Source organism: Streptosporangium pseudovulgare, assembly GCF_014648055.1.
Taxonomy (GTDB): Bacteria; Actinomycetota; Actinomycetes; order Streptosporangiales; family Streptosporangiaceae; genus Streptosporangium; species Streptosporangium pseudovulgare.
Genome location: NZ_BMQJ01000007.1, coordinates 158,069 through 178,728, shown reverse-complemented (window position 1 = coordinate 178,728; position 20,660 = coordinate 158,069). Strand labels below are relative to the sequence as shown.

Annotated in this window: 19 protein-coding genes; 12 read left to right on the top strand and 7 right to left on the bottom strand. The window is 73.1% G+C overall.

Annotated features, from left to right (window positions below):
* Positions 1-139: 139 nt before the first annotated feature.
* Positions 140-844 carry a TetR/AcrR family transcriptional regulator gene (locus IEZ10_RS16140; RefSeq protein ID WP_189247318.1) on the top strand — a complete coding sequence of 235 codons (705 nt, stop codon included), beginning with the start codon at positions 140-142 and terminating at the stop codon, positions 842-844.
* 55 nt (positions 845-899) lie between these two features.
* On the opposite strand, the gene IEZ10_RS16135 is transcribed toward IEZ10_RS16140, so the two are convergent.
* Together IEZ10_RS16135 and IEZ10_RS16130 are read right to left on the bottom strand one after the other, a co-directional pair.
* The gene (locus IEZ10_RS16135; RefSeq protein ID WP_189247317.1) at positions 900-1,481 is read right to left on the bottom strand and encodes a GNAT family N-acetyltransferase; all 582 of its coding nucleotides are present in this window, start codon (positions 1,479-1,481) and stop codon (positions 900-902) included.
* 10 nt (positions 1,482-1,491) lie between these two features.
* Positions 1,492-2,748, bottom strand: a complete 1,257-nt coding sequence (locus IEZ10_RS16130) for an MFS transporter (RefSeq protein ID WP_189247316.1) — start codon at positions 2,746-2,748, stop codon at positions 1,492-1,494.
* A gap of 86 nt (positions 2,749-2,834) precedes the next feature.
* On the opposite strand from IEZ10_RS16130, the gene IEZ10_RS16125 reads away from it, so the two are divergent.
* The 7 genes from IEZ10_RS16125 (at position 2,835) to IEZ10_RS16095 (ending at position 11,700) form a co-directional block, all read left to right on the top strand.
* On the top strand, positions 2,835-3,293 hold the full coding sequence (locus IEZ10_RS16125) for a winged helix-turn-helix transcriptional regulator (RefSeq protein WP_189247315.1): 459 nt from the start codon (positions 2,835-2,837) through the stop codon (positions 3,291-3,293).
* Positions 3,294-3,503: 210 nt separating this feature from the next.
* Positions 3,504-4,709 (top strand): acyl-CoA dehydrogenase family protein, encoded by a 1,206-nt coding sequence (locus IEZ10_RS16120; protein WP_189247314.1) that lies wholly within the window; start codon positions 3,504-3,506, stop codon positions 4,707-4,709.
* A gap of 120 nt (positions 4,710-4,829) precedes the next feature.
* Complete coding sequence (locus tag IEZ10_RS16115; protein ID WP_229811317.1) at positions 4,830-6,002, top strand: acyl-CoA dehydrogenase family protein; 1,173 nt, start codon at positions 4,830-4,832, stop codon at positions 6,000-6,002.
* Positions 6,003-6,057: 55 nt separating this feature from the next.
* Positions 6,058-7,176 (top strand): acyl-CoA dehydrogenase family protein, encoded by a 1,119-nt coding sequence (locus IEZ10_RS16110; protein WP_189247313.1) that lies wholly within the window; start codon positions 6,058-6,060, stop codon positions 7,174-7,176.
* A 168-nt stretch (positions 7,177-7,344) separates the two neighbouring features.
* Positions 7,345-8,787: a sensor histidine kinase gene (locus IEZ10_RS39955; protein ID WP_189247312.1), complete on the top strand. Its 1,443-nt coding sequence runs from the start codon at positions 7,345-7,347 to the stop codon at positions 8,785-8,787.
* Positions 8,784-9,434, top strand: a complete 651-nt coding sequence (locus IEZ10_RS16100) for a response regulator transcription factor (RefSeq protein ID WP_189247311.1) — start codon at positions 8,784-8,786, stop codon at positions 9,432-9,434. Before IEZ10_RS39955 ends, IEZ10_RS16100 begins: the two co-directional genes overlap by 4 nt.
* A 214-nt stretch (positions 9,435-9,648) precedes the next feature.
* Complete coding sequence (locus tag IEZ10_RS16095) at positions 9,649-11,700, top strand: MMPL family transporter (protein WP_189247310.1); 2,052 nt, start codon at positions 9,649-9,651, stop codon at positions 11,698-11,700.
* 138 nt (positions 11,701-11,838) lie between these two features.
* On the opposite strand, the gene IEZ10_RS16090 is transcribed toward IEZ10_RS16095, so the two are convergent.
* The 3 genes from IEZ10_RS16090 to IEZ10_RS16080 all read right to left on the bottom strand — a co-directional run bounded on the left by IEZ10_RS16090 (position 11,839) and on the right by IEZ10_RS16080 (position 15,207).
* Positions 11,839-13,281, bottom strand: a complete 1,443-nt coding sequence (locus tag IEZ10_RS16090) for an MFS transporter (RefSeq protein ID WP_189247309.1) — start codon at positions 13,279-13,281, stop codon at positions 11,839-11,841.
* Positions 13,282-13,494: 213 nt separating this feature from the next.
* On the bottom strand, positions 13,495-14,469 hold the full coding sequence (locus tag IEZ10_RS16085; RefSeq protein ID WP_189247308.1) for a helix-turn-helix transcriptional regulator: 975 nt from the start codon (positions 14,467-14,469) through the stop codon (positions 13,495-13,497).
* A 156-nt stretch (positions 14,470-14,625) separates the two neighbouring features.
* Positions 14,626-15,207, bottom strand: coding sequence for a TetR/AcrR family transcriptional regulator (locus IEZ10_RS16080; protein ID WP_189247307.1), 582 nt, complete (start codon positions 15,205-15,207; stop codon positions 14,626-14,628).
* Positions 15,208-15,445: 238 nt separating this feature from the next.
* On the opposite strand from IEZ10_RS16080, the gene IEZ10_RS16075 reads away from it, so the two are divergent.
* Both IEZ10_RS16075 and IEZ10_RS16070 read left to right on the top strand, forming a co-directional pair.
* Complete coding sequence (locus tag IEZ10_RS16075) at positions 15,446-16,183, top strand: nuclease-related domain-containing protein (RefSeq protein ID WP_229811316.1); 738 nt, start codon at positions 15,446-15,448, stop codon at positions 16,181-16,183.
* Between the two features lie 563 nt (positions 16,184-16,746).
* A complete protein-coding gene (locus tag IEZ10_RS16070) occupies positions 16,747-18,432 on the top strand; it encodes an RICIN domain-containing protein (protein WP_373287399.1) in 1,686 nt (561 codons plus the stop codon).
* 123 nt (positions 18,433-18,555) lie between these two features.
* Here the strand turns inward: IEZ10_RS16070 and IEZ10_RS16065 are convergent, their stop codons facing one another.
* Together IEZ10_RS16065 and IEZ10_RS16060 are read right to left on the bottom strand one after the other, a co-directional pair.
* The gene (locus IEZ10_RS16065; RefSeq protein ID WP_189247305.1) at positions 18,556-19,008 is read right to left on the bottom strand and encodes an ATP-binding protein; all 453 of its coding nucleotides are present in this window, start codon (positions 19,006-19,008) and stop codon (positions 18,556-18,558) included.
* Complete coding sequence (locus IEZ10_RS16060) at positions 19,005-19,295, bottom strand: hypothetical protein (RefSeq protein ID WP_229811315.1); 291 nt, start codon at positions 19,293-19,295, stop codon at positions 19,005-19,007. The genes IEZ10_RS16065 and IEZ10_RS16060 overlap by 4 nt, the downstream gene beginning before the upstream one ends.
* A gap of 289 nt (positions 19,296-19,584) precedes the next feature.
* On the opposite strand from IEZ10_RS16060, the gene IEZ10_RS16055 reads away from it, so the two are divergent.
* Both IEZ10_RS16055 and IEZ10_RS16050 read left to right on the top strand, forming a co-directional pair.
* Positions 19,585-20,412 carry a helix-turn-helix domain-containing protein gene (locus tag IEZ10_RS16055; RefSeq protein ID WP_189247303.1) on the top strand — a complete coding sequence of 276 codons (828 nt, stop codon included), beginning with the start codon at positions 19,585-19,587 and terminating at the stop codon, positions 20,410-20,412.
* Complete coding sequence (locus IEZ10_RS16050; RefSeq protein WP_189247302.1) at positions 20,403-20,609, top strand: DUF397 domain-containing protein; 207 nt, start codon at positions 20,403-20,405, stop codon at positions 20,607-20,609. The genes IEZ10_RS16055 and IEZ10_RS16050 overlap by 10 nt, the downstream gene beginning before the upstream one ends.
* Positions 20,610-20,660 lie beyond the last annotated feature (51 nt).

Below are 20,660 nucleotides of genomic sequence, written 5' to 3'. Positions count from 1 at the left end.
CCCGTCATTCCTCCGGCTCCGGCGGCGCGGGCGGGATGCACCCGGCGCCGGAGCCGGCGCGGTCGTGGCTCGGACGTGGCGCGGTCGCCGGGGCTCCCGGTGGGTGAACGCGGCTTCACTACACATGTAGTCTCGTCGCATGAAGTCGGAACGGGCCCGGGTCGTCGCGGAGGCCGCCATCACCCTGCTGGCCGAGCGGGGCATGCGCGGCCTGACCCACCGGGCGGTGGACGAGGAGGCGGGGCTGCCGCCCGGCTCGACCTCCAACCTCGCGCGCACCCGCTCGGCGTTGCTGGAACTGGCCCTGGAGCGGCTGGCCGAGATCGAGGGCGCGGTCTTCGAGCCGCTCCTCGGCGCCACCGAACCCGCCGCGACCGGGACGGAACCCGCCGCTCCGGGCTCGGAGGCGGAATCCGCCGCTCCGGGCTCGGAGGCCGTGGAACACGCGCCGCCCGGGGGGAGCGCCGGGCCGGTCACGCCCGAGACGCTCGCCGAGATGACCGCGCGGGCCCTGTGGGCGCAGCTCACCGTCGACCGCCGCCGCACGGTCGCCCGCTACGAGCTGGCGCTGGAGGCCACCCGCCGCCCAGAACTGCGCAAGATCTACGACGAGACGGGACAGCGCTTCCGCACGCTGGCCGTCGCGGTCCTCACCGCCGCCGGATCCCCCGACCCGGTACGGCACGGCCGCCAGATGGTCGCCTACGGCGAAGGAGTGATGTTCGACGCCATCGCCGGGGCCGGGGCCGAACCCACCCTCGACGACCTGCGCCTGGGCGTCAGGGAGGTGCTGGCGGGCATGCTGGGCCCACCTCCGGCCGCCTCCGAACCCGGCCGCCCCTGACCCGGGCCTTCCCGGTCCCGGGCCGCGCGGGGCCCGTAGGAGGCGGAGCCGGGTCTCAGCGTGCCAGCAGGCGGGCGCGGTGGGCGGGCCACTCGTCGTCGAGGATGCCGAAGTAGGCGGTGTCGCGCCAGGTGCCGTCCGGACGGCGGCGGTGGCGGCGCAGCACGCCCTCAGGGACGCCGCCGATGCGCCGGATCGCCGCCTGGGAGCGGGTGTTGAGGATGTCGGTCTTGAGCAGGACGCGGTTCACGCCCAGGTGGTCGAAGGCGTGGTCGATCAGCAGGATCTTGCAGGAGGTGTTCACCGCCGAGCGCCACACGGCCCTGCCGTACCAGGTCCAGCCGATCTCGATGCTGGAGTCGAAGCCGGGGACGTCGATGTAGCAGGTCCAGCCGACCGCGCGGCCGCTCTCCCGGTGGACCACCGCGAACGGCACGTGCCCCGGGTCGCCGATCAGCGCGTCGGCGAGGCGGGCCAGCTCGGCCTCGGCGCGCGGCGCGGCGGACGGGAGCCAGCGCCACACCTCCTCGTCGCCGCCGCCCGCCGCGAACAGGTCGGGGACGTGGCCGGCGGTCAGCGGCTCCAGCCGTACGGCGGCGCCTTCGAGGACGAGCGGGTCGGGCATCTTCGCGGTCATGGCGGCGACCCTACGGCCGGCGGCGCGCGGCCCGGAAGGTCCACTCGGCCCGGTTGCCGGACGACCACTTCGGAGGCGGGGCGGCGTCCCCGGTGAGCGGCCGGCCCCTTCGGCCGAGGGGCGCTCGCCGGTCGGCCGCCCAGACGGCCAGCGCGCAGGCCGCGAATCCGGACCCGAGGAGGCTGGAACCCGCCCAGCCGTGGGCGGCGAAGACGGCGGTGGTCGTCGCCGCGCCGAGGGCGGAGCCGAGCGAGTAGAAGACCATGTAGCCGCCGATGACGCCGCTGGTGCGATCCGGATGCGCGGCGGTGAGCAGGTGCTGGCTGCTCACGTGCACGGCCTGGACCGCGAAGTCGAGGACCACGATTCCGGCGACGAGGATCCACAGTGACCATGGCAGCTGCGCGATCGCCGCCCACGAGACGATGAGCAGGGTGAGCGCGAGACCGGTGACCGGGGCCGCCCGTCCCGCGTCCGCCCACCGTCCCGCGCGGGCCGCGCCGAGCGCGCCGGCGAGCCCGGCGATGCCGAACAGCCCGATCCGGCTCTCGCTCAGTCGCCACGGCGTGTCCGCCAGCGGCAGGGACAGTCCGCTCCACAGGGTTCCGAACGATGCGAACAGGAAGAACGCGATGATCCCGCGCGTCAGGAAGACGCGCCGGCCGAACAGCCCGCCGAGCGAGACGACGGCCCGCCCGACCCCCGCGGGCCGGTCGGGGCGATCCTCTGACGGCAGCACGGCGAGGACGAGGGCCGCGAGCCCGAGCGACAGCACCGCGAGCACGGCGTAGACGCTCCGCCAGCCCCACACCTCGGCGAGCGTGCCGGCGACGATCCGCGCGCCCAGGATGCCGGCCACGACGCCCGAGGTCACGACACCGATGTTCCGCCCGCGTTCGGCGGGCGGCGAGACCGACGCGGCGTAGGCCACCGTGGTCTGCACCACGACCGCGAACATCCCGGCCACCGCGAGCCCCGAGAACGCCACCCACGCGGCCGGCGCCGAGGCCGTCAGGATCATCCCCAGCGCGGTGATCGCCAGATGCGCGGGGATGAGCCGGCGCCTGTCGACCACGTCGCCGAGCGGCACCAGCAGCACCAGCCCGGCCAGATAGCCGAACTGGCCGGTCGCGACCATCCAGCCGGTGAGTTCCGCCGGCACACCGAGATCACGTCCCATCGGACCCAGAACCGGCTGCGCGGCGTAGACGCTCGCCACAGAGACACCGCACACCACCGCGAGCAACGACCGCCGCCACGGGTTCATCGCACCCCGATCCAATAAGTAGCAAATTGCAACCAATTTGACCGTACGGCATGATGGTTTCAATTCGCAACTCATCGGGAGGTGCCATGTCGCTCGCCACCACGGGCGTCCCGAACCTCGACTGGACCGACCCCGAGTGCCCGGTCGCCCGCGCGCTCGACCTCGTCGGCGACAGGTGGAGCCTTCTCGTCATCCGTGACGCGATGGACGGGGCGCGGTCGTTCACCGAGTTCCAGCGGCGCACCGGCATCGCCCGCAACATCCTCACCGACCGGCTCCGCAGGCTGATCGCCCACGGGCTCCTCGCCCAGCGCGCCGCCCCGTCGGGCCGCCGCCGGGAGTACGTGCTCACCGACGCCGGCCGCGACCTCTTCGCGGTCGTCCTCACCCTGCGGCAGTGGGGAGAACGCCACGCCTTCGCCCCCGGCGAGGCCCACTCGGTCCTGGTCGACCGGCACGGCGCCCCCGTGCCGGAGATCGCGCCGACCGGTGCCGACGGCGCCCCCCTCGACACCGACACCACCCACGTGCGGAAGGCCCGGTAGGAAGCGGACCCCCGGCGCCTTCGGGCCTCGCGGACGATTCGCCGCCCCCGCGGCCGGGGGGCACTCCGGCGGCCGGATGGCCGGGGGAGCGCTTCGGCGGTCGAACAACCGAGGGGGCGCTTCGGCGGCCGGGCGGCCGACACCCCGCCGTTCCTTGTCGACAGCCATACCGTCCGGTCGGTACGCTCCGTGGAGACCGTGAGGAGAGTCATGGATTTCGCGTTCGACGCCAGGACCGAGGAGCTGCGGGAGAGGCTGCTCGCCTTCATGGACGAGTGCGTCCACCCGGCCGAGGAGGCATTCGAGGCCCAGGCCGCGCAGAGCGGGTGGTCCAGCCCGCCGCTGATGGAGGACCTCAAGCAGGAGGCGCGCAAGCGCGGGCTGTGGAACCTGTTCCTGCCCGGCGAGCACGGCGCCGGCCTGACCAACCTCCAGTACGCCCCGCTGGCGGAGATCATGGGCCGCTCGCCGAGGATCGCCCCCACCGCCACCAACTGCGCCGCCCCCGACACCGGCAACATGGAAGTGCTGTCGATGTTCGGCAACGAGTGGCAGCGCGAGGAGTGGCTGGAGCCGCTGCTGCGCGGGGAGATCCGGTCGGCGTTCGCCATGACCGAGCCGGACACCGCCTCCTCCGACGCCACGAACATCTCGCTGTCCATCGTCCGCGACGGCTCCGAGTACGTCATCAACGGCCGCAAGTGGTTCGCCTCCGGCGCGATGAACCCGAACTGCCGGATCCTCATCGTGATGGGCAAGACCGACCCGGAGGCCGCCACCCACCGGCAGCAGTCGATGGTCCTGGTGCCGCGCGACACCCCCGGCCTGGAGATCAGGCGCGGCATGCACGTGTTCGGCTACTCCGACGCCGACCACGGCGGGCACGCGGAGATCGACTTCACCGACGTCAGGGTGCCGGTGGAGAACCTGGTCGGCGAGGAGGGCGGCGGCTTCGCCATCGCCCAGGCCCGCCTCGGGCCGGGCCGCATCCACCACTGCATGCGGCTGATCGGGATGGCCGAGCGCGCGGTCGAGCTGATGTGCCGGCGGACCCTGTCGCGTACGGCGTTCGGCAAGCCGATCGCCCAGCAGGGGGTCGTCCAGGACTGGATCGCCGAGTCGCGGGTCAGGATCGAGCAGCTCCGCCTGCTGGTGCTCAAGACCGCCTGGCTGATGGACACCGTCGGGAACCGCGGCGCGCACACCGAGATCCAGGCCATCAAGATCGCCACCCCGCGCGAGGTCGAGTGGATCCTGGACAAGGCCATCCAGGCCCACGGCGCCGGCGGCGTCAGCCAGGACTTCCCGCTGGCCGGGCTGTGGGCGGGCGCCCGGTCGCTGCGCCTGGCCGACGGCCCGGACGAGGTCCACAAGCGCTCGCTGGCCTACCGCGAGCTGAAGAAGCACATGAGCTGACCCGGGGCCGGCCGCGCCCCCCTGCGCCGGGTCACCGGGCTCCGGGCGCGGGCCGAACCTATCCGGAACATCCGGAACACCGGGCGGCAGAGGTGATCGCGTGACTGCGAAGGGAGCGTCGTGACGTTGGACGAGGAGGCGGTCAGGGAGCGCGCCGTCGCGTTCCTGGCCGGGCACGACCCCGGGGACCGTACGGGATTCCTGCGGGCCCGGTTCGACGCCGGGCTGGCGTGGGTCCACTTCCCCGAGGGGCTCGGCGGGCTCGGCGCCCCCCGGGAACTGCAGAACGTCGTCGAGCGGGAGCTCGCCGGCACCCCGCAGCCCGACCCGGGCACGCAGGCCATCGGGCTGGGCATGGCGGCGCCGACGATCCTGGCGTTCGGCACCCGCGAGCAGCAGGAGCGGTTCCTGCGCCCGCTGTGGACGGGCGAGGAGATCTGGTGCCAGCTGTTCAGCGAGCCCGGCGCCGGCTCCGACCTGGCGACGCTCGCCACGCGGGCGGTCCGCGACGGCGACGAGTGGGTCGTGGACGGGCAGAAGGTGTGGACCTCCGGGGCCCACCACGCCCGGTGGGCGATCCTCGTCGCCCGGACCGACCCCGGCGTTCCCAAGCACCGCGGACTCACCTACTTCGTCTGCGACATGCACGCCCCCGGCGTCGAGGTCAGGCCGCTGCGGCAGATCACCGGCGAGGCGGAGTTCAACGAGGTCTTCCTGACCGGCGTGCGGCTCCCCGACTCCCTGCGGCTCGGCGCCGTCGGCGACGGCTGGCGGGTCGCGACCACCACGCTCATGAACGAGCGGGTGGCGATCGGCGGCGGGCCGGTCCGGCGGGGCGGCGGCATGATCGGCCTGGTCGCCGACACCTGGCGGTCCCGCCCGGAGCTGCGCACCCACGACCTGCACCGGCGGCTGCTCGCGCTGTGGGTGGAGTCGGAGGTCACCCGGCTGGCCGGGGCGCGGCTGCGCGAGCAGCTCGCGGCCGGACAGCCCGGCCCGGAGGGCTCGGCCATGAAGCTCTCGTTCGCCTCCCTCAACCAGGCGCTCAGCGCGCTGGACGTGGAGCTGCGCGGTGAGGAGGGCCTGGAGTACGACGACTGGACCTTCCGCCGCTCCGAGAGCGTCGACTTCTTCGGCCGCGGCCCCGGATACCGCTACCTGCGGGCCAAGGGCAACTCGATCGAGGGCGGCACCTCGGAGATCCTGCGCAACATCGTCGCCGAGCGGGTGCTGGGCCTGCCCTCGGAGCCCCGCGTGGACAAGGACGTGCCCTGGAAGGACCTGCCCCGGTGACGGGCCCCGGAGCGGGCCGGCCGGCGGCTCCCACGGCGAACGAGGAGAAGTGCCGATGACGCTGCTGTACACCGAGGTCGAGGAGGAGCTGCGCGCCTCCGTCCGCGACCTGCTCGCCGACCGCTGCCGGCCCGACGCCGTGCTGAGGCGGGCCGAGTCGGCCTCGCCGTACGACGCCGACCTGTGGAAGACCCTGTCGCGGGAGATCGGCGTGGCGGGCCTGCTGGTACCCGAGGAGTACGGCGGGGCCGGCGCGTCGGCCCGCGAGGCCGCGGTGGTGCTGGAGGAGCTGGGCCGGGCCGTGGCGCCGGTGCCGTTCCTGACCAGCGCGGTGCTCGCGACCGAGGCCCTGCTCCAGGCGGGAGTCCACGAGGGGCTTCCGGCGGGCGGGCGCGACCTGCTCGCCGAGCTGGCCGCGGGCGAGACCACGGCGGCGCTGGCCGTGTCGCTGGCGGCCTCGCCGTACCGGCCGCTGCCGCCGCCGGTCACGCTGAACGACGACGGCACGCTCGGCGGCGAGATCCGGGCGGTGGCCGGAGCCGACGCGGCCGACGTGCTGCTCGTCCCGGTCGGCACGGCGCTCTACCGGGTGCGGGCGGGGGACGCCCGGATCGACGTGCTGCCCTCGCTGGACCTGACCCGGCCGATCGCCGTCGTCACGCTCTCCGGCGCGCCCGGCGAGCGGGTCGGGGCCTTCGACGCGCGGCGGGTGCTGGCGTTCGGGGCCGGGCTGCTCACCTCCGAGCAGCTCGGGGTCGCCGAGTGGTGCCTCGCGACGACGCTCGCCCACATCAGGGAGCGCCACCAGTTCGCCCGGCCGATCGGCTCCTTCCAGGCGATCAAGCACCGGATGGCGGATCTGTGGCTGGACGTGGCGCGGGCCCGCGCGGCGGCCAGGAACGCCGCGAACCTGCTGGCCGCCCGCCCGGAGCCGGGCACCGAGGCCGCCCTGGAGGCCGAGGCCGCGACGGCGGTGGCCAAGTCGTGGTGCTCGGAGGTGGCGGTCCGCGTCGCCGAGGAGGGCGTCCAGCTCCACGGCGGCACCGGGATGACCTGGGAGCACCCGCTGCACCTCTACCTCAAGCGGGCCAAGGCGTCGGAGACGGCGCTCGGCACCCCCGGCGCCCACCGCGACGCCCTGTCCGCCCTCGCCGACCTCCCCGCCCCGATCTGACCCGGCCGATTCGCCGACGGCCCCGACCCGACCGGCCGAGGTCGCCGGCGACCCCCGCCGGAACCCGGGGCCGGGCCGGTGCGGTGGACGCTTCCGGAGCGGCGCGTCCGGGCCGATGTACGTTCCAGGGCTGACGACACACCGCCGAGTCCGGCCTATGGTGCGACCGTGAGGACCTTGAGGACCGTAAGGTCGGTGTTCGCCCTGAACGCCGGACCCGCCGCGGACACCGAACTCACCGCGGACGCCGGGCTCGCCGCTGACGGGGCGGGTGCCGCGAACGGCCGTCCGCCCCGCCCGGCCGCCCTGACGACCGTGGCCCGTCGCCTGTTCCGGTGGATCCGCGCCCGCCGGATCCGGCGGGCCGACGCGGTCATCGCCACGGTGGCCGCCCCCCTGTACGTGGTCGGCACCCAGCTCGCCTCCTCGGCGAAGGTACCGCCCCACCGCGCCCTCGACCTGCCGGCCTACGCCCTGCTGGTGCTCGCGGGCGCGGCGCTCGCGCTGCGGGCCGTTCGCCCCGGCACGGTCTTCGCGGTCACTCTCGCCTGCGGCGCCCTCATGCTGGTCCGGCACCACGCGTTCGGTCCCGTGTTCCTTTCCCCCTGCCTGGCGCTGGCCACCGTGGTCGTCAGGCACGGACCGCGGGCGGGTCTCGGCGCCGCGGGTGCCATGGGCACGGCCCTCCTGCTCGCCGACGTCGTGGGGGCGGGCCGCGACGCGGAGGCGGCGGCGGCCTACTGGCCGGCCTGGTACGCGGCGGCGCTGCTGCCGTTCGGGGTCGGAGCGGTGATCAGGGCGGAACGGGAGCACCGGGCGGCGGAGACCAGGGCTCAGGCCGAACGTCACCTCGCCCGCGCCCAGGAGGAGCGGCTGGCCGTCGCCAGGGAGGTCCACGACGTGCTCGGGCACACCCTGAGCGTCATCACCATGCGGGCGGGGGTCGCCCTGCACGTCGCGGACCGCCGCCCTGAGCAGACGATCGAGGCCCTGGAGGCGATCAGGGAGATCAGCCGGGACGCGCTCGGCGATCTCAAGGCCGCTCTCGGGGTGATCAGGGAACGGCCCGTTCCCGGCGTGGCCGACGTCGCGGATCTGGTCGAGTCGGTCGGCGCGGCGGGGCCGCGGGTCGAACTGGTCGTGACGGGCGACGCCGGGGAACTCCCGGCCGCCACGGGTCACGCGGTCTACCGAATCGTGCAGGAGGCGCTCACCAACGTGGTCCGCCATGCCCGGGGTACACGGGCCACCGTACGGCTCGGCTATGACGACGAGGGGGTGAGCGTCCGCGTGGTGGACGACGGCACGGCCGCGCCCGGACGGCCGGGCGCCGGGATGGCCGGGATGGCCGAGCGGGCCGCAGCGGTCGGTGGACGGCTCGGCCACGGGCCGGAGCCCGGTGAGGGCTTCGCGGTGTGGGCATGGCTGCCCGCGCGGCCACCCGGTCCGGGCGACGGGGCCGGACCCGGGCACGGGCCCGGCCCCGGTCCCCGGACGGGCCGCGACAGCGGTTCCGTGGACGGTTCCCCGGCTTCCCCGAGTGGTTCCCCGGCCGGTTCCCCCGGTGGGGAAGCCGGTTCCCCCGGTGGAGAAGGGGGCGGTGCGCCGTGATCCGGGTGCTGATCGCCGACGACCAGCCGCTGGTCCGCATCGGGCTGCGGGTGCTGATCGAGAGCGAGGACGGTTTCGAGGTCGCCGGTGAGGCGGCCGACGGCCGGGAGGCCGTGGACCTCACCCGCCGCCTGCGGCCGGACGTGGTCCTCATGGACATCCGCATGCCGGTCCGGGACGGCCTGGCCGCCCTGCGTGACATCGCGGCCGACCCGGCGCTCTCGGCAGTCCGCGTCATCATGCTGACCACGTTCGAGATGGACGAGTACATCTTCGAGGCCCTGCGGGACGGTGCGAGCGGTTTCCTGGTCAAGGACGGCGAGCCGGGTGAGGTGCTGCGGGCGATGTCGGCCGCGGTGAACGGCGGCGCGCTCATGTCGCCGACCGTGACCGGCCGTGTGATCCGGGAGTTCGCCGCGCGGCCCGCTCCGGGGCCCCCGCCGCGCCGGCTCGCCGAGCTGACCGCGCGGGAGTTGGAGGTTCTCGGCCTGGTCGGCGAGGGCCTGTCCAACGACGAGATCGCCGCCCGTCTCGTGGTGAGCCCGGCCACCGTGCGCACCCACGTGAGCCGGGCGATGGCCAAACTCGGCGCCAGGGACCGGGCAGGGCTCGTGGTCATCGCCCACCGCTGCGGCCTCGCCCGCTGACCGGGTCGCGCTCCGGGCGTGAAGCGCGCCTGCGTCGAATCCGGGGCACGCCTGCGCCGAGTGCGGAGCGTGCCGTACGCCGGGTGTGAAGCCGTGCCAGGCCGAGCCGAACCGTGCCCTACGCCGAGCGTGGAGCGCGCTGTACGCCGGATGTGCGGTGAGGATCGGTCCGTACGCCGACGACGTGTGAGGGGACCGCCGCGACCCTGATGCCATGAGATGGATCACGGGTCGGAGGACCAAATACCTGATTCTTCTGCTGTGGGCGGCACTCGCGCTGCCACTGGCGTCTCACGCGAGTGAGATCGACGAGGTCATGCGCAACGACCTGACGCAGTTCACCCCCGCCGCCGCGGAGTCGTCCCGGGTGCGCGACCTGGTGGCCCGGTCGTCCCGGGGGCGGGACCTGCCGGCGGTCGTCGTGTTCGCCCGCGACGGAGGGCTGACCCCGGCCGACCGGGCGGCGGTGGACGCCGCCGTGCCCGGCGCGGAGCCGGTCCCCTCGGCCGACGGCGCGGCGGCCATGGTGGTGGTGCCGATCGACGCCGCGTCCGAGGACGTGGTCTACCAACGGGTCAAGGACCTGCGGCAGCGGGTGCGGGAGGGCCTGCCCGCGGGGCTGACGGTCGCGGTGACGGGCCCGGCGGGCGGTTACGTGGACGGCGCCGACGCCTTCGTCGAGGCCGACCTCACCCTGCTGCTCGTCACGGTGGGCGTGGTGGCGGTCTTCCTGATCGTGATCTACCGCGGCCCGCTGCTGTGGTTGCCGCCGTTCGTGGCCGTCGTGCTGTCGGCGGGGATGTCCCAGGGCGCCGTCACGCTGCTGGCCCGGCATGCGGGCCTGGTCGTCAACGGGATGAGCTCGGGAGTGCTGACCGCGCTGGTCTTCGGCGCGGGCACCGACTACGCGCTGCTGCTCATCGCCCGCTACCGGGAGGAGCTGCACCGTACGGAGGACCGTCACGAGGCCATGGCTGCCGCCCTCAGGGGGGCGCTGCCCGCCGTCACCGCGTCGGCCGTCACCGTCGCCGCCGGAGTGCTGTGCCTGCTGGTCGCCGACATGCGGTCCAGCGCCTCCCTGGGCCCGGTGGCCGCCGTCGGGGTGCTCTGCACGTTCCTGACCGTGACCATGCTGCTGCCGGTGCTGTTGCTGGTCTGCGGGCGCGGGGCGTTCTGGCCCTTCATCCCCCGCCCGGGACGGCGGATCCGGCACGGAGTCTGGGAGGGGGTGGGACGGCGCGTCGCCCGCCGGCCCCGCGCGGTGTGGCTTGTCACGGTCGCGGTGCTGGCCGCCCTGTGCCTGCCGCTCACCGGAGCCGAAGCGGGCATCCCGGGCTCCGACGCCTACACCGCGCCGCCGGAGTCGATCACCGGGCAGCGGCTGGTCTCCGCCCACTTCCCGGCCGGCGCCTCCGCCCCGGCCGAGGTCCTCGTCCGCCCGGCCGACCGGGGCAGGGCCGCCGCGGTGGCCGCCGGGGTCACCGGCGTCGCCGCGGTACGGCAGGACGGCGCCGTCGGCGACCTGGCCGGCCTGCGGGTCACGCTCGCCGACCCGCCGGAGAGCGCGGCCGCCGAGCGGACCGTCGAGCGGCTGCGCGCCGCCCTCGGTGGCGTGCCGGGCGCGCTCGTCGGAGGGCAGACGGCGACCGCCGTGGACACGGCCGCCGCGCAGCGGCACGACCTGCTTCTGGTGGTCCCGCTGGTGCTGCTGGTGACGCTGGCCGTACTCGTCGCGCTGCTCCGCTCGCTGGTCGCGCCGCTGCTGCTCACCGCGACCGTGGTGCTGTCGTTCGGCGCGGTGCTGGGACTGGGCTGGACGGTCTTCCACCACCTGCTCGGGTTTCCCGCTCTCGGCTATGACGCCATCCTGCTCGGCTTCGTCTTCCTGGTGGCGCTCGGCGTCGACTACAACATCTTCCTGACCGGCAGGATCCGGGAGGAGACGGCGGTGGGCGGAGATCACCGGCGGGGAGTGCTCCGAGGGCTGTCTCTGACCGGTTCGGTGATCACGGGTGCGGGGCTGATCCTGGCGGCGACGTTCTCGGCGCTGACGATCCTGCCGTTGGTGTGGGCCGTCCAGTTCGGCGTGCTGGTCGCCCTGGGCGTGCTGCTCGACACCTTCGCCGTCAGGTCGGTGCTGGTGCCGGCGCTGTTGCTGGACCTCGGACCCCACTCCTGGTGGCCCGTCCGTCCCGGCGCGCGGGGTGGCGGGGTGGCGGGGAGGCGCACGGACGAGGCGGTCGGCCCCGTCCCCGGTCGTCGCTGAGCGGCCGATGCCGCTTCCCAGCCTGTGCCGCTTTCCGGTTCGTGTCGTCTCTCGGCCTGCACCGCCGGGGCCGGTGAACGGGCCGCGGCGCCTCCGGGAGGCCGGAGGCGCCGCGCGGGGTACGAGGCCGGATGCGGGTCAGTGGCCGGGCCCGGTGTCCTCGCCGGTCCGGCGGGGCAGGAGGAAGCCGGCCAGGAAGGTCAGGGCGACCATCCCGGCCACCACCCAGAACGTCTGCCGCGCGGCGGCGGTGGGGTCGCCGCCCGTCGCGCCGAAGAAGACCGTGCCGAGCAGCGCCACGCCGAGCGCCGCGCCGACCTGCTGCAGGGCGGTGAGCGTCCCGGAGGCCGACCCCATCTCGTGCGGTTCGACGCCGGCCAGCGCGATCTCGAAGTACGGGCCCATGATCAGTCCCGATCCGACACCGGTGACGAGCAGCGCCGGGGCGAACTGCCAGGGGCCCGCCTCCGCGCCCAGGAGCAGCAGGAGGGCGACGACCCCGGCCGTCATGATCAGGGCTCCGGCGTGCAGCAACCGGCGGCCGTGCCCGCGAAGCGCCTGCACCAGGCCCATGCCGACGATCATGCCCGCGGACAGCGGGATCCCGGCCAGGCCGGCCTTCAGCGGGCTGTAGCCGAGGCCGAGCTGGGTGTAGAGGTTGAAGACCAGGCCGAAGCCGGTGAAGGCCGCGAAGTAGATCGTGCCGGTGAACAGGCCGCCCACGAACGAGCGCTTGCGGAACAGGCTGGGCGCCACCAGCGGGTCGCGGCCCCGGCCGGCGCGGCGCGACTCGTACCGGCCGAACAGTGCGAACACCGCCGCCGAGGCGGCCATCATCGCGAACGCCCAGGCCGGCCAGCCGTACTCGCGGCCCTGGACCAGCGGGAAGACGACCAGCAGGGCGCCGAGGGAGGCCAGCGCGGCGCCGGGCAGGTCGAGGGTGAGCGACCGCGCCGGGCGGGAGGCGGGCAGGAACCGCAGCGCGGCGGCCAGGGTGGCCAGCCCGACCGGCAGGTTGATCAGGAAGATCATGCGCCACCCGGTGCCGAGGAGGTCGGCGTCGGCCAGCCAGCCCGCCAGGATCGGCCCGCCGATCGCCGACAGGCCCATGACCGGGCCGAACATGCCGAGGGCCGCCCGCAGCTCCGTGGGCGGGAACATCTCCCGCATCATGCCGAGCCCCTGCGGGACCATCGCGGCGCCGAAGAGCCCCTGGACGACCCGGGCGGCGATGACGGTCTCCGGCGAGAAGGACACCGCGCACAGCAGCGAGCCCACGACGAACCCGGTCGCGCCGATGAGGAACATCCGCCTGCGCCCGACGATGTCGCCCAGCCGGCCGCCGGTGAGCAGCCCGGCCGTCATGGCGAGGGTGTAGGCCGCACCGAGCCACTGGATCATCGAGGTGCCGCCGCCCAGGTCGGCCCGCATCGTCGGCCCGGCGATGTTGGTGACGGTCGCGTCGAGGAGCTCCATCACCGACCCGGCGAGGATCACGAAGAGCGCGGGCCAGCGCCACCGGTACGGCGCGGGCCCGGCGGCCTCCGGCGCCTGTACCGGGTGGGTGTCGAGAGTGGTCATCGGCTCCTCCAGAGCGTCTCGTTCGGGGGACGGGAGGAACACTAGGGATCATCGCGGAAAGGATGGTTCCGCATTGGTGTCAGGCCGTGGAACTCCGGAGAGGAGACCCGCCGGGAGCGCGGCGAACGCCCGGGACGGTTCGCCTCGCCCCGTCGGGACCGTGGCCTGGAACGGCCCGCCTCCCGAGGCGCTCAGGACGGCTCCGCGAGGTGCTCAGGACGGTTCCGCGGGCGTGCCGGCCGCGCGGGTGTAGCGGGCGCCGATCTCACGCAGGTGCGCGGCCAGCTCCGGCGGATCGACGACCTCGAAGTCGAGGCCGGTCATCCCGAGGTGGATCGCCAGGGCGTCCAGGGACGAGGCCCCGGTGCGGAACAGGCAGCTCCGCTCGTCCGCCGCCTCCAGCTCCCCCCAGTCGGGCCAGATCCGCTCGGCGACCGCCTCGGCCGGCGCGTGGAACCGTACGGTGGCCCGGTGCCGGATCACCGCGGTGGTCACACCCCTGGTGACATAGGCCGCGATGTCGCCGCCGGGCGCCTCCCGGGGGGCGAACCGTCCGCCGTTCGGGGTGCGCAGCCGGATCCGGTCGACGCGGAAGCTGCGCCAGTCCTGCCGGGCGGGGTCCCAGGCCGCGAGGTACCACCGCCGCCTGGTGTGCACGAGCCGGTGCGGCTCCACCTCCCGGACGCTCTCGTCGCCGTCGTGGTTGAGGTAGTCGAAGCGCAGCCGCTCGTGGTCCCGGCAGGCGCTCGCGATGGCGGTGAGCACGGCGGCGTCCACGGTGGCGGGGGAGCGGTCCGGAACCGCCACCGTCGCGGTGTGCAGGGCGTTGACCCGGTGGCGCAGCCGGGACGGCAGCACCTGTTCCAGCTTGGCCAGCGCCCGCAGCGAGATCTCCTCGATCCCGGCGATGGAGCCGCCCGCGGCGGTGCGCAGCCCCACGGCGACCGCGACGGCCTCCTCGTCGTCGAGGAGCAGCGGCGGCATCTGCGCGCCCGCGCCGAGACGGTAGCCGCCCGCGACGCCGGGGGTGGCGTGCACCGGGTAGCCGAGCTCACGCAGCCGTTCGACGTCGTTGCGGATGGTTCTGGTGGTCACCCGGAGCCGTTCGGCGAGTTGGGGGCCGGTCCAGTCACGAGGGGTCTGCAGCAGGGAGAGCAGGCGCAGCAGCCGCGCCGAGGTTTCCAGCATCCCCCGATTGTGCCGCCCATCGCGGAAGAAACCTTTCCGCGATGGGCGCGTCTTCGGCCGCGAGGGCGGCCGGGGAGAGTGGGGTCAGGGAGGCGGGGACCGGGGCGGGTGTGGTCAGGCCGCAGAGAGGTGAGGCGGGGGCCGGAGTGGGTGAGGTCAGGGACGCAGGGAGGACAGGAGGAGGTCGGCGAAGTGCCCGCCGACCTCGGCGCCCGACAGCGGCCCCTCGGTGCTGTACCAGGTGCCCAGGTGGTGGACCGAGCCGAAGAAGAAGTCCACCACGATCTCGGCGGGGGAGGCGGTGCTGAAGACGCCCTCGCGCTGCCCCTCGGTGACCAGGTCGCGGAAGCGCTCGTGGTAGCGGCGGCGCTCGGCGCGCACGCTCTTGCGGGTGTCGGGGGCCAGCAGGTGCATCGAGCGGAAGAAGATCTTGGAGTCGTCCAGGTTCTCGACCGTGGTCCGCACGACGTCCGCGGCGGCGGCGTGCAGGCGCTCGGCCACCGTGCCGGGACCGTCGGCGATGGCGGTCAGCCGCTCCATCTGCATGCGCAGCACGCGCCCGTAGATCTCGTGGAGCAGGTCGTCCTTGGAGTCGAAGTAGTGGTACATGGCGCCCTTGGTGACGCCGGCCGCCGAGACCACCTCCTGCACCGAGGTGCTCTCGAAGCCCTGCTCGGCGAACAGGCGCGTGGCCTCGCTCAGCAGGCGCTGCCGTACGGACTCCCTGTCGCGCGTCATCTGGTCCCTCCCCGCCGCCGGCCCCAGCCGTCTGGCCCCCCGCCGTGTGCCGACCCAGCATACCGACTGGTCGGTTAAAGCGTCCGGTACATGGCGTAGGTGTGTTATTTGCGTCACCTTCGGCTGCCTGGAGCCCCCGGTTGGGTATTTTCTGGCACAGGGATCTTCAGCGTGGCAGATCCGCTCCTTGTCAGCTCTCGACCTCCGGGGGTTCGCTGTGTCCGGCGGATCAATCTACGTGACGCCAGAGGACCAGGTGCACGGCCTGTCCCCTCAGGTCATGTACGAGCAGTTCTGGATCAAGGAAGCGGGCGAGCGCCGGAAGGCGCGGGCGGTCAAGGCCGCAGGCGGCCTGGTCGTGGGCGTGCTGCTCGGCTACCGTTTCGGCCTCAACCTCCCGCTCGCCGGGGTGGTGACCGCCCTGCTGGTCGCCGCCGCCGACGCCGCCTGGGCCTGGTACTCCTACAACGCCACCGCCGTCTGGCGGGGCAGGCGGCGGGGCGAGACCATCACCGGCAGGCTGCTGCGCCGCAGGCTCCGCAGACGCGGTTACCAGGTCCTCGACGGCCGCGCCGTCCCCGGGCAGGCGTCCATCGACCACCTCGTGATCGGTCCCGGCGGCGTCTGGGTCGTCGACAACGAGGCGTGGGACCCCGACACCGAGATCGCCCGCTACGGTGAGCGGCTGTTCCTGGGCGAGAAGTACGGCACGAAGGTGGCCAAGGCTCTCGTCGACGTCTCCACCGCCCTGGCCGAGGTGCTCACCCGCGAGTCGGGTGTCGAGGTGACGATCGAGCCGCTGCTCGCGGTGCACGGCGGCAGGCTGCGCCGTACGGTCACCGCCGAGGGGATCACCCTCCTCAAGCCGCGCCTGGTGACCCGCTGGATCCTGAGCGGTCCGCGGGCGGACTACGACGCCCAGCAGGTGGAACTGCTCGCCCGCACCGCCGCCCGGGTCCTGCGCCGGATGAACTGACCGTCCGTCCGCTCGGGTTCCGCACCGCCCCGAGCCACCGACCATGGCCTCATGGCCTCATGGCCTCATGGCCTCATGGCCTCATGGCCTCATGGCCTCATGGCCGCCGAACCGCGCGGTTCGGCGGCCATGAGGCCATGAGGCCATGGTCGGCGCTTCCCGGACGAGACGCCGGGCTCCAGTCCCGCCGGCACCCCGTATGAGGCCGTCCGGCCACCGTTCCTGCAAACGGTTGTTGCAGAAATAGCGGGCGTAACCAGGGAGGACGCCCAGCGGCGTTTGCAGCTTTACTCCGGCCTGTTGACGTTTCCGTTCTGTGACGTCACTGTTTCTACAACCGGTTGCTGTCGGGTGCACAGAAGGTGAAACGCGCGTGACAGCGAACCCGTAGCCGTCCCCGCCCTCCCACCCCATCCGGCCCGCTCCACCGCCCGGTCGCCGACGGAGTCCCGCCACGACGCTCCTCGCGGCGCCGGTCCGGGCCGGCCCACCCCGCCCCATGGCCTGCTTCGCCATGCCCTGAAACGCCTCACCCTCGGCACCCCCTACGAATGGAGCTGGACGTGCGCAGGAACAAACCCCTCGGAAAGAGAACGGCGGTCGTGCTGACCACCGGCGTCGTCGCGACCGGCGGGCTGATGGCCGTGCTCGGCACACCGGCCTCGGCGGCCCCGTCGAACGGCGACTACACGTTGGTCAACGCCGGGAGCGGGCTGTGCGCCGCGGTCCCCGGACAGAGCACCGGCGACGGCGTGCAACTCGTGCAGAACGGGTGCGACCAGTCCGCCGGGCAGACCTTCACGCTCACCGCCTCCGGCTCCGGCTACCAGATCAGGGCCGCGCACAGCGGCAGATGCGTCGGCGTCCGCGACGCCTCCACCAGTGCGGGCAAGGCCGTACAGCAGGAGGCGTGCACCGGCGCCGCCTCGCAGATCTGGAACCTCACCGCGTCCGGATCCAACTACCGCCTGGTCAACTCCAACGGCGGCAAGTGCCTCAACGTCAAGGACGGCTCCACGGCCTCCGGCGCCCTCCTGCAGCAGAACTCCTGCGACTCGGTGACCAGCAAGCAGTGGGCCCTGCGCCCCGCGGGCAGCGGTCCCTCACCGATCCCGACGGTCACCCCCACGTCCACCCCGACCTCGACCCCCACGTCGACCCCGACGGTCACCCCCACGTCGGGCGGCACGCTGTACGTGGCGCCCGGCGGCAGGGACGGCGCGGCCGGGACGCAGTCGGACCCGACGACGCTCACCTCGGCGATCACCCGTGTCGCCGCCGGTGGGACGATCTACATGCGCGGCGGGACGTACAACTTCTCGCAGACCGTCACCATCGCGGCGGGCAACAACGGCACCTCCGGCGCCCGCAAGAACCTGGCCGCCTACCCGGGTGAGACCCCGGTCCTGAACTTCTCGGCCCAGAGCGAGGACCCGGCCAACCGCGGGCTCGCGGTGAACGGGTCGTTCTGGCGCGTCCAGGGCATCGTCGTCGAGCGCGCCGGGGACAACGGGATCTTCGTCGGCGGCAGCGACAACGTCTTCGAGCGCACGGTGACGCGCTTCAACCGCGACACCGGGCTGCAGATCTCGCGGATGGCCTCCGACACCCCCCGCGACCAGTGGCCGTCCAACAACCTCATCCTCAGCGCGGAGTCGCACGACAACGCCGACTCCGACGGTGAGGACGCCGACGGCTTCGCCGCGAAGCTCACCGTCGGCTCAGGCAACGTCTTCCGCTACGCGGTGTCGCACAACAACATCGACGACGGCTGGGACCTCTACACCAAGACGGACACGGGACCCATCGGCCCGGTCACCATCGAGGACTCCCTGGCCTACGGCAACGGCACCCTCAGCAACGGCACCCAGGCCGGCAACGGTGACCGCAACGGCTACAAGCTCGGCGGCGACAAGATCGCGGTCAACCACGTCGTCCGGCGCAGCATCGCCTACCGCAACGGCAAGCACGGGTTCACCTACAACAGCAACCCCGGCTCGATGACGATCTCGGACAACGTCAGCGTCGACAACACCGAGCGCAACTTCTCCTTCGACACCGGCACCTCGGTCTTCCGCGGCAACACCTCCTGCCGCAGCGGCAGCGGGAGCAACGACAAGACCGTCGGCAACGTCGACGGCTCCAACCAGTTCTGGACCGGCTCGAACGGCTCCCGGTGCTCCACCTACTCCGGAGCCCTGCACTGGTCCTTCGCCTCGGACGGCCGGCTCAACGTGACCTTCGGCTAGCTCGTACGCCGTGACCCCCGTCCGGCTCGTGAAGCCGTGACGCATCGCCCGGCGGACTCGGCGCCCTGACCACGCCGAGCCCGCCGGGCGACCGGTATCCCGGGGCGATAGGCGTCGGCCCGGTCACCGGTGCGCCATCCTGAACCAGACGGACCTGCCCGCCTCGCCGTCGTGGCGGGACGTGCCCCAGGCGGTCGCGAGCAGGGCCACCAGCCACAGGCCCCGGCCGCCGTCGTCGTCGGCGTCCGGCACGTGTACGGCCGGGGCGCTCGTGGCCGAGCCGTCGTCCGTCACCTCCACGTGGACGCCCCCGGGATCGTCGCCCAGGTGAACGGTCACCCGGCCGCCCGCCGTACGGCCGGAGTCGGAATGGGCGACCGCGTTGGTGACCAGCTCGCTCAGCAGCAGCAGGACGTCGTCGAGCGTCCCGGGTGCCAGCCGTACGGCCAGCAGCCCGCGTGCCCAGGCACGGGCCGCCGGTACGGACGCCTCCTCGCCCGGGAACTCCCGCCACCAGAATCCGTGGCGCGTGTCCGGGACGTCGGCCTCGCGCACGTCCCTCCGCTCCGGTCTCACGCTCCCGCCTCGGATACGACGATGGACATGACGATGTCCGCCGCGTTGTCGGCCTCCGCCCACACCCACGCGCCCCGCCGCCACAGGCGCGCCCACCAGGGCCGCCAGGTGAAGACCCAGCCGCGGTGACGCCGGACGGCCGTGATCCGGGCGAGGATCCCGGCCGCCGCGTGGACCTCCAGGACGGGGTCCCCGGCCACCGGAAGGACCAGCGAGCTGCGGACCCCGAGGGTGCGCAGGTCCCAGCCGAGCCGTACCAGGTGGATGAACCGGGTCTGCTGCTCCACGGTCGCGGGGTCCGACGTCTTCCAGGGGCCGGGAGAGGAATGGGAAATGCTGCTTTCCTGATGGGGCATCGCTGGTTTCTCTCCTGTCCGAAGGGAGCGTATCCGCTTTCCTGTCCTTCCTGCGGGAAGGACAATGCGTGTGATTAGATTGCCCTTGCGGCAGGTGAGAAAATGGCTGGTCCGCGTAATCGGAGATGGCGGGGAATGACGACCGCTGGTTTGTGCAAACCGTGTCGCGGTATCGCCGCCGGAACGGGGAGTCCGTTTTTCTCTTTTTGGGAGGAATGCGATGAGCGTCGAGCCTTTTCTCGACCCCGGGTCACCGCGGACGCGGTTCGGCGCGGAGATGCGCCGGCTGCGGGAGGAGGCCCAGCTCTCCCAGGCGGCGGTGGCCGCCCGGCTGGGATGCACCCAGACCCAGGTGAGCCGCCTGGAGGCCGCGACCCGCACCCCGTCGAGGTCGGACGCCGAACGGCTGGACCGGTTCTTCGGCCTGGAGGGCGCCACCTCCTTCACCCGGCTCTACCACCGCATCCTCGCCAAGCCGGGCAGCCCGGCCTGGTTCATGAGCTGGACCGAGGAGATCGAACCCAACGCCCTCGTCCTGCGGTCATGGGATCCGCTCCTCATTCCGGGCCTGCTGCAGACCGAGGCGTACGCCCGGCATCTTTTCGTCAATGGCCCCCGGGCTGCTCCCGAGGAGGTGGAAGAACGCGTCCAGGCCCGCATGCAACGTCAGCTGATCCTCGGTCGAGAGAACTCTCCCCTGCTTCTGGTCCTCCTCGACGAGGGGGTGCTGCGCCGCAAGGTCGGGAGTTCGGAGGTAATGCGTGAGCAGCTCTCGCACCTGCTGGAGACCACGCAACGACCCGACGTCTCGATTCAGGTCGTCGACCCGGAGTGCATGGCCGGACTGGCCGGTCCCTTTATGATCGCCAAGCTTCCGAACGGACAACCGGACACCGTGCACGCGGATTCTCCTGTCGAAGGGCAGGTTACGGATGACCCTATCTATGTGGCTTCGATATGGGACCGCTATGAAGCGATACGCCAATGGGCTTATCCTGGGCATATATCCATGAGAAAGATCGAGGAAGTGAGGCGGGAATGGACCTGAGCGCCGCAGTGTGGCGGAAGTCATCGCGTTCTTCGGACAACGGCGGGCAGTGCGTCGAGGTCGCCGCCAACCTTCCGGGGGTGGTGGCGGTCCGCGACAGCAAGGACCCCGCCGGTCCTGCGCTCCTCTTCTCTCCCGCCGGGTGGCGGTCCTTCGTCGGTGGCGTCAAGTCAGGGGAGTTCGACGGTCCGGCCTGAGTGCCACCGCCATGATCGAAAACTGTCGGTGCCCTCGGCCATACTCGTTCC